The organism is uncultured Dialister sp., from assembly GCF_900541605.1.
In the GTDB taxonomy this organism is placed as follows: domain Bacteria; phylum Bacillota; class Negativicutes; order Veillonellales; family Dialisteraceae; genus Dialister.
This window is the reverse complement of sequence record NZ_UQKJ01000097.1, coordinates 1-7378: the sequence shown is the minus strand read 5'-3', so window position 1 is coordinate 7378 and position 7378 is coordinate 1. Positions and strand designations below refer to the sequence as shown.

The window sequence follows — 7378 nt, the reverse complement described above, 5'->3', positions numbered from 1 at the left end:
CCTGGTCAGCTTTGTTCAGGAATACTACGATTGCCGGAACACCGACCTGTTTAGCAAGGAGGATATGTTCACGGGTCTGGGGCATCGGGCCATCAGCTGCAGATACTACGAGGATAGCGCCATCCATCTGAGCTGCACCGGTGATCATGTTCTTTACATAGTCGGCATGCCCTGGGCAGTCAACATGTGCATAGTGACGTTTTTCGGTTTCATATTCAACGGTGGAGGTGTTGATTGTGATACCACGGGCTCTTTCTTCCGGAGCTTTATCAATGGAAGCATAGTCCAGGAAGTTTGCTTTACCTTCTTCGGACAGCACTTTGGTGATAGCAGCGGTCAGGGTTGTTTTACCATGATCGACATGGCCGATGGTGCCAATGTTAACATGCGGTTTTGTTCTTTCGTAATGAGCTTTTGCCATTTCTTTTCTCTCCTTATACAAAAAAGAATTTGCAAAAATAGATTTGCGCTTTATTTATTATACATTGAAAGTCAATGGTATACAAGAAACGAAGCACAATTCCATCTGCATTTTCATAAAAACAGAATGGTAACCTGTTCTCCTTCCGCCGGATGGGCATCCTACCCCTTCCGAACGTATGGATAACAGTAAAAAGAGCTCTCCTTGGAGAACTCTTTTCTACGGTGTTTGGTGGCGGCTCAGAGATTTGAACTCCGGACACAGCGGGTATGAACCGCTTGCTCTAGCCAGCTGAGCTAAGCCGCCATGGAGCTGATAACCAGGATTGAACTGGTGACCTTATCCTTACCAAGGATACGCTCTACCAACTGAGCTATATCAGCACATCTATATAAAGGAAATGATTATCATGGTAGCGGGGGCAGGACTTGAACCTGCGACCTTCGGGTTATGAGCCCGACGAGCTGCCAACTGCTCCACCCCGCGATATTTGGTGGGCGGAATAGGATTCGAACCTATGAAGGCAAAGCCGGCAGATTTACAGTCTGCTCCCTTTAACCACTCGGGAATCCGCCCATACTGGAGCTGGCAATAGGACTTGAACCTACGACCTGCTGATTACAAATCAGCTGCTCTACCAACTGAGCTACGCCAGCACGCAAGTGACGAGATATATTATACATAATTTCGTCTCACTTGTCAAGCACTTTTTTGCTCACTCGGAGGTATGTCCTCATCACGTTTATAGATTATAGCATTAACAGCCCTGTCTGTCTACCCCTTTTTTACAATTTTTTTGAAGGGAATTTACATCTCAAAGTGAAGATTGAAAAGTGCGGAGGGCTGATGGGGTGCACAAATTCATAAAGCACCCCATTCGATATCCATCGGGATTCTTTTTTATTGCTAGGGAAGCACTGATTAAATCGTTGTCAGATTTCATTCTTGGATTTTTATGCAATGCAAGGAATAACTCGACGCGAATAGCGAGCTATTTAAGGCAGCAGTCCTGCATAGGACTGCTGAGCCAAGATAAGTTGGCGCTTTCTCTGCACATTAAAGCGCCTTCCTTTTATTCTTGGCCGAGTTATGACGAAGCAGTGCATAAAAATCCTTACGAAATCTGACTCTGCGAATTAATCAGCGCTTTCCTAGAGAAAAGCCGAATCCAGGAAATCCCATGACAGATGGCTGTGAGCGGTAAGCCGTCAGCCCCTGCTATTACCCCTCTGTGGATTCCTCTGTTCTTTTGGCCAACGGAACGTCCTTCGTTACGTCCCGATTCAGGACTTTTCTGGCCCCCTTCAGGAAACGGGGACGGGGAATAAGGGCAATGTGTCCGCAGCCCCTGCATTTCACCCGCATATCACTTCCCAGCTGCAGCACCTCCCACTCCTGGCTGCCGCAGGGATGTTTCTTTTTCATCTGCACGATATCACCGACACGGAACTGAATATACTGCATAGGACATCTCCTTAATTTCATACAATCCAGGCATGTCGCCTGTGAAGCCCCAATCCCCGGCTCCAGGGAAAATCTTTTTATTCATTATACATGAACCGGCGGATTTATCCATTGTCTTTTTCCGGGACCATAAGGAACCGGATAGGCAGGTAAGCGGCACCGGCTGGGATAAAGCGGATGTACAGGTCCTTTCCCATGTCCCAGGACCCACAGGAAATATAGTCATCCTCAGTGCCATTTCCAAACCAGCGGCCTCCCAGCTTCCCATCGGTGCGGTAGGTACGAAGAAGTTTCTCATCGGGACCAATCTGGAATGTGCCAAGGTATACACCGCCCTGGGCATTCACATACAGGTTATACCGGCCCTTTCCCTGATTATGGAAAGTTACATGGTAGGTCACGCCGTAGTCCCCGGTATTTTCCCGTTTCACCCGGGACAGTTCATCCATCCCTTTCTGGAAAGGAATGGAATTTCCCACCGAAAGAGCCACCGGGCCTTTGGCAAAGTCCCAGGATTTGTTTTCAAGGTAAATATCCCTGGCAAAGGTTCCCCCCATTTCATGGGTATCCGGAGGCAGGGGCAGGGCTGTGTCCAGGGACTGCTTTACATCCTCATCACTGCCATCGGGCACAATGGCTACGCCCAAAGTAACCGGCGCCTTTGTTTCCACTTCCACCATGCCGCTCACGAGATCCTCTTCATTGATACCGTCTGGATCATCGTCGTAAAGAATCACTTTGTTTTTATCTTTAATGGTCAGGGTCTCAGGTTTCCCTGCCGGTTCCACGGCTTCCCGAAAGGAAAGGGTGGCCCCTGTGGGAACGTAACTGCTGCTGGCATCCCCTTTAACTCTGCGAAGGATCGTCAATGGCTGTTTCTTTGCCGACTTCGCATACACCAGCACCCGAGCAGGACCGCCGGTTTCATTGACGTGGTAATAATAGACCCGTCCCTTCCCCGGTTTCACGGTTCCCTCATAGAGAATACCTGTCTTGTCCGCATATTCCGGGCAGTCGGAAAAAATGAGGGTTCCTTCCGTTTTCGTCTCCTTCAGGGGAAGTGTGGTATAGTTCTCATCCAGCGGAGAAGCCGCCGATACCCCGGCGCCGCCTAGTAGTACAAGACCGGATACTAACAATGTTTTGATATATTTTTTTAACATAACAGATTGGATTATTGACCTCACATTTATATATAAATGAAATAGAATTACGAATCAGCACTTCCCTGACTCTGCGAATTGACCAGCGTTTCCCTAGAGGTCCGAATGTTTTTCCTCTGCCAGGGCTTCTATTTTTTTGAAGCGATGGGCAAGACCGGACTTGGTAATACCGCAGAGAGCCGCCAGTTCCGCCAGACTGGCATTGGGATTAGCCAGGCGCAGGTCGCAGGCTTCCCGGATTTTGGGAGAGAGAGAAGACCGTGGTACCCGGTCCAGCAGTTTCTGCACCATATGGGTCTGGTGGACAGCGGCATCCACGGTTTTCTGGAGATTGGCGGTCTCACAGTTCACCTGCCGGTTCACCCGATTTCTCATGTCCTTCACTACCCGCACACTTTCAAAGTCCAGATAACTCTGGCTGGCCCCCAGGATCTGGAGCAGCTCAGATACCTCATCCCCATCTTTTATATATACAATATAATCGTTTTTTCGGTCCGTCATCCGGGCATTCAGCTTGAAAGCAGCCATAGTTTTTACGATTTCCTCGGCGAAACGGTAGGACTGTGTCACCATTTCCAGATGGTAATCGCTCTGGGGACGGCTCACAGAGCCGCCGCCCAGAAAGGCGCCGGCCAGATAGGCCCGCTTCTCTTCCATGGTCTCCAGGAAAGCCTCATCATCTACAGCAGCCATAGGAGATAATCCCATGGTATCGAGAAATGCCAGTCCCTGCTCAGAAGGCTGGACCACCAGGGTGTACACATTTTTCTTGCGGAGCCTTCTCCCCTGCCGCACCATGGCGCTGGGCATGAAACCGAAGTCCTTTTTCAGATACACAAGGACCCGGCGGGCTACGGCGCTGTTTCCCGTAGAAAACTCCAGTCCCCATCGGCCGCCGGAACCGGTGATGAAGGAGCCGCTCATGCGGAGAAGAGCGAGCAGCTCCGCCGTGCGGCAGGATTTATCGTCTCGCCGGATACGGGCCAGCTCGTTTTTGACCTGTTCTGTAAATGACATTAGTGACTCCTTTTCAGATACTCGTCCAGCGCTTCCGGTGGAATCTTGGCCTGCAGCAGATTATGAATCTGCATGAGTTCCTCAGCCAGTACATTTGTATCCTGCACCGCTTCCCGAGCCGGCCCCAACAGGTCTGCTTCAATGAGGGAAGCTCCCAGGGATTCCACTTTTTTCCGGTCAATGGATACCGGATAGGCATGGGCCTTTTCGTATTTTTTCAAAACGTCGGCGGCAGGAGTGCCGGTATTGGCCAGCACGAAATCCACGACACCGCCACCGATATGGTCTACCAGGGCCTTCAGGTGGTCCCCTACGGTATATCCCGACGTTTCTCCGGGCTGGGTCATCACATTGCAGATGTAGATGACCGGTGCCCCGCTTTCGCGGATGGTCTGAAGAATTTCAGGCACCAGAAGATTTGGAAGCACCGACGTATAGAGGCTTCCGGGGCCAAGGGTGATGAGGTCCGCATCCCGCAGGGCCTTCAGGGCATCTCCCACAGCCATGGGGGCCTTAGGTATCGTAGACATATGGACAATACGGATGTCCCGTCCCTTTTTCTCAGGGTAGGCGGAAATTTCCGACTCTCCTTCCACGATTTCACCATCTGACATGCGGGCCTTAAGGCGCACGGTCTGGGACGTAGCAGGCATGACCTGGCCACGGATATTCAGGACCTTGCTGGCTGCTTCCAGCGCATTCTGTACGCTGCCGAACTGTTTGATCAGGGCTGCCAGGAAAAGATTGCCAAGGCTGTGCCCTGCCAGTTCCCCTTCCCCGTCGAAGCGGTACTGGAAGATTTCTTCCAACACCGTTTCTTTATCTGCCAGGGCTACGAGGCAGTTCCGCAGATCTCCCGGGGCAATGATGCCCATCTCTTCCCGGAGTCTTCCGGAAGAGCCGCCGTCATCGGCCACCGTCACGATGGCGGTAATATTTGATGTCTTATTTTTCAGTCCCCGAAGGAGCATGGACAACCCATGGCCGCCGCCGATGGCCACCACCTTCGGTCCCCGGGACAATTCCATCTTGGACAGAAGCTGTTTGGATACTTCCTTCTGATCCGGTGCCAGCAGCTCCACGAACCGCTTCATCAGTTTCCGGACAGCGGTCACCATGATCCACAGCCCCAGAATGACGAGAATGGTACCGCAGATGGCCAGGAACGTATAGCTGTAGCTTCCGGTCATCTGGAACGCAAAGAGGAGCATCTTTTCTTCCAGTATCCCAAAGATCTGGTAATTCAGAATCAGGGTCGCTCCAAAAACGAGAACCAGGATGCCGATGGAAAACAGGAGCATCCACCGTTTGATGGAAAGGCCCGGCCGGAGCCATTGCATGAAATGTTTCATTACTGCTCATCCTTCCGAAGAATCGGTCACATCGTGTTCCACATGGTTTCTGTGAAGGTCCCTGTGTTCGATATTCACATGGACATGTTTCTCTCTCAGGTGGTTTCCCAGTTTTTCCGTTACGAAGACAGACCGATGCATGCCGCCGGTGCATCCGATGGCAATGGTGAGTTGGGTTTTCCCGGATTCTTTGAACCGGTCCACCACAAAATCCATGAAATCATAGAGCTTTTCCAGAAATTTCTGGGTCACCGGGGACCGGTTGATGTAATCGGCCACTTCCTTCACCCGGCCTGTGGAATATTTATATTCCGGTACGTAGAAGGGATTCGGCAGGAACCGGACATCGATAACCATATCCGCATCGATGGGAATGCCATACTTGAAGCCGAAGGAAAATACGGTGATCTGCATATCCCCGCTTTTGCTGTCGCCGCCGAACCGGCTGGACAGGTATTCCTTCAAGTCACTTGTTTTCATGGCCGTAGTATCCACAATCACGTCGGCCTGGGCCCGGACACCGGCCAGGATTTTCCGTTCTGCCGCGATTCCTTCCTGGATGCGCATATTCCTGGCCAGGGGATGCTGCCGCCGGGTTTCCATGTAACGGCGCACCAGCGCTTCATCGGAAGCTTCAAGGAACACCACCTCATGGGGAATGCCCCGTTTCTTCAGTTCATCCAGTGCCTGGGGCAGGGCATCAAAGAAGGAACCGCCCCGGATATCGGTGACCACCGCCACGTGTCGGGTATTGGACGTGCTCTTCCAGCAGAGATCCGCAAACCGGGTAATGAGCACAGGAGGCAGGTTATCCACGCAGTAGTATCCCATATCCTCCAGTTTCTGCATGAAATTTGTCTTTCCGGCACCGCTCATGCCGGTAATGATGACAAAGCGGAAATCATCATCCTTCATGGTTCATCCCTCCAGTACGTATTTTTCTACAGCCCTGGCAACGCCGTCTTCGTTGTTGGACAGGGTCTCGTGGGCTGCCGCTTCTTTAGCGGATGCCGTGGCATTGGCCACAGCAAAGGACCAGGGCGTCAGAGACAGCATGGATACATCATTATTTCCGTTGCCGAAGGTCATCACGTGGTCCAGAGGAATACCATACTCCTCTGCCAGGGACGATACAGCGGCCCCCTTGGAACATTCCCGGTTATTCATTTCAAAGAAATAGGGCTTGGATTTCACCTGGTTCACCAGGGCACCGTACCGGGGGCGCAGGAAATCTTCCACCTTTTTCATTTCTTTCTCATCGTGTTCGCAAACGAGAATCTTCGTGGGCGCCTCTTTAGGCTGCCAGAAACCATCCCCCGCCACATAGGCCTTCACACCGCACTGCTTCTCGTATTCATCGGTCCGCCAGTCCCGGAAGGGTACATAGAGTTCGTCATCAATATAGGTATGGGCATACCAGCTGTGGGCTTTGATATCTGCCAGAATTTTCACAGACAGATCCCTGTCAATGCGGACATCCCGGATGATTTTCCCGCTTTCACAAAGACCGGTCATGGAACCGGTATAGCAGATGACCGGAACATTGCCGAGGCCGATGGCTTTTCCCCAGGGACGGGCAGCCTGGAACATGCGGCCCGTGGCAATAACAATTTTTACACCCCTTTCCAGGACCTTCCGGAGGACGTCCTTCGTATAGTCGGAAACGGATATATCATCCCGGAGAAGGGTATCATCCAGGTCGATGGCAATCATTTGAATAGAAGGCATAGTTGTGCTCCTTATATGTGAAAAGAAATCATAATGCAATGTTTTTATTTATTATATCATAGAGTGAAACGCCCGAAGACGTGGGAAGAGAAAAAGGATGCATAGAATTTTCCTGGTGCGTCAAATTTCAGTTTGTCGAACTGTTGGACAGCGCTGATGGATAGAGTCATTCGTGCAGAGCTTCTAGGGAAGCGCTGATTAAATCGTTGTCAGATTTCATTCTTGGATTTTTA

General features: G+C 51.1%; 7 protein-coding genes and 5 tRNA genes. All 12 read right to left on the bottom strand.

The window, feature by feature from the left end:
- The coding region (locus QZR21_RS07105) for a GTP-binding protein (RefSeq protein WP_296974617.1) at positions 1–421 on the bottom strand (421 nt) is incomplete at its 3' end.
- Between the two features lie 229 nt (positions 422–650).
- Positions 651–727: transfer RNA gene (locus QZR21_RS07100), tRNA-Met, on the bottom strand.
- 1 nt (position 728) lies between these two features.
- A tRNA-Thr gene (locus QZR21_RS07095) sits at positions 729–804 on the bottom strand.
- 27 nt (positions 805–831) lie between these two features.
- Positions 832–907 (bottom strand) — tRNA-Met (locus tag QZR21_RS07090).
- Positions 908–912: 5 nt separating this feature from the next.
- A tRNA-Tyr gene (locus tag QZR21_RS07085) sits at positions 913–997 on the bottom strand.
- Positions 998–1001: 4 nt separating this feature from the next.
- Positions 1002–1077 (bottom strand) — tRNA-Thr (locus QZR21_RS07080).
- A 565-nt stretch (positions 1078–1642) separates the two neighbouring features.
- Positions 1643–1885, bottom strand: coding sequence for a DUF951 domain-containing protein (locus QZR21_RS07075; protein ID WP_296098599.1), 243 nt, complete (start codon positions 1883–1885; stop codon positions 1643–1645).
- A gap of 104 nt (positions 1886–1989) precedes the next feature.
- The gene (locus QZR21_RS07070) at positions 1990–3048 is read right to left on the bottom strand and encodes a hypothetical protein (RefSeq protein ID WP_296974613.1); all 1059 of its coding nucleotides are present in this window, start codon (positions 3046–3048) and stop codon (positions 1990–1992) included.
- Positions 3049–3141: 93 nt separating this feature from the next.
- Positions 3142–4065 (bottom strand): DNA-binding protein WhiA, encoded by a 924-nt coding sequence (gene whiA / locus QZR21_RS07065; RefSeq protein ID WP_296096635.1) that lies wholly within the window; start codon positions 4063–4065, stop codon positions 3142–3144.
- Positions 4065–5417, bottom strand: coding sequence for a uridine diphosphate-N-acetylglucosamine-binding protein YvcK (gene yvcK / locus QZR21_RS07060; protein WP_296096632.1), 1353 nt, complete (start codon positions 5415–5417; stop codon positions 4065–4067). The genes whiA and yvcK overlap by 1 nt, the downstream gene beginning before the upstream one ends.
- Before the next feature lie 6 nt (positions 5418–5423).
- Positions 5424–6332: an RNase adapter RapZ gene (gene rapZ / locus QZR21_RS07055; protein WP_296096630.1), complete on the bottom strand. Its 909-nt coding sequence runs from the start codon at positions 6330–6332 to the stop codon at positions 5424–5426.
- Between the two features lie 3 nt (positions 6333–6335).
- Positions 6336–7145, bottom strand: a complete 810-nt coding sequence (locus tag QZR21_RS07050) for a Cof-type HAD-IIB family hydrolase (RefSeq protein ID WP_296096628.1) — start codon at positions 7143–7145, stop codon at positions 6336–6338.
- Between the last annotated feature and the right edge of the window lie 233 nt (positions 7146–7378).

Bases quoted from the DNA above. Each gene is read 5' to 3' on its own strand.
- QZR21_RS07075 (WP_296098599.1), bottom strand. From the start codon at position 1,885: ATGCAGTATATTCAGTTCCGTGTCGGTGATATCGTGCAGATGAAAAAG.
- QZR21_RS07070 (WP_296974613.1), bottom strand. From the start codon at position 3,048: ATGTTAAAAAAATATATCAAAACATTGTTAGTATCCGGTCTTGTACTA.
- whiA (WP_296096635.1), bottom strand. From the start codon at position 4,065: ATGTCATTTACAGAACAGGTCAAAAACGAGCTGGCCCGTATCCGGCGA.
- yvcK (WP_296096632.1), bottom strand. From the start codon at position 5,417: ATGAAACATTTCATGCAATGGCTCCGGCCGGGCCTTTCCATCAAACGG.
- rapZ (WP_296096630.1), bottom strand. From the start codon at position 6,332: ATGAAGGATGATGATTTCCGCTTTGTCATCATTACCGGCATGAGCGGT.
- QZR21_RS07050 (WP_296096628.1), bottom strand. From the start codon at position 7,145: ATGCCTTCTATTCAAATGATTGCCATCGACCTGGATGATACCCTTCTC.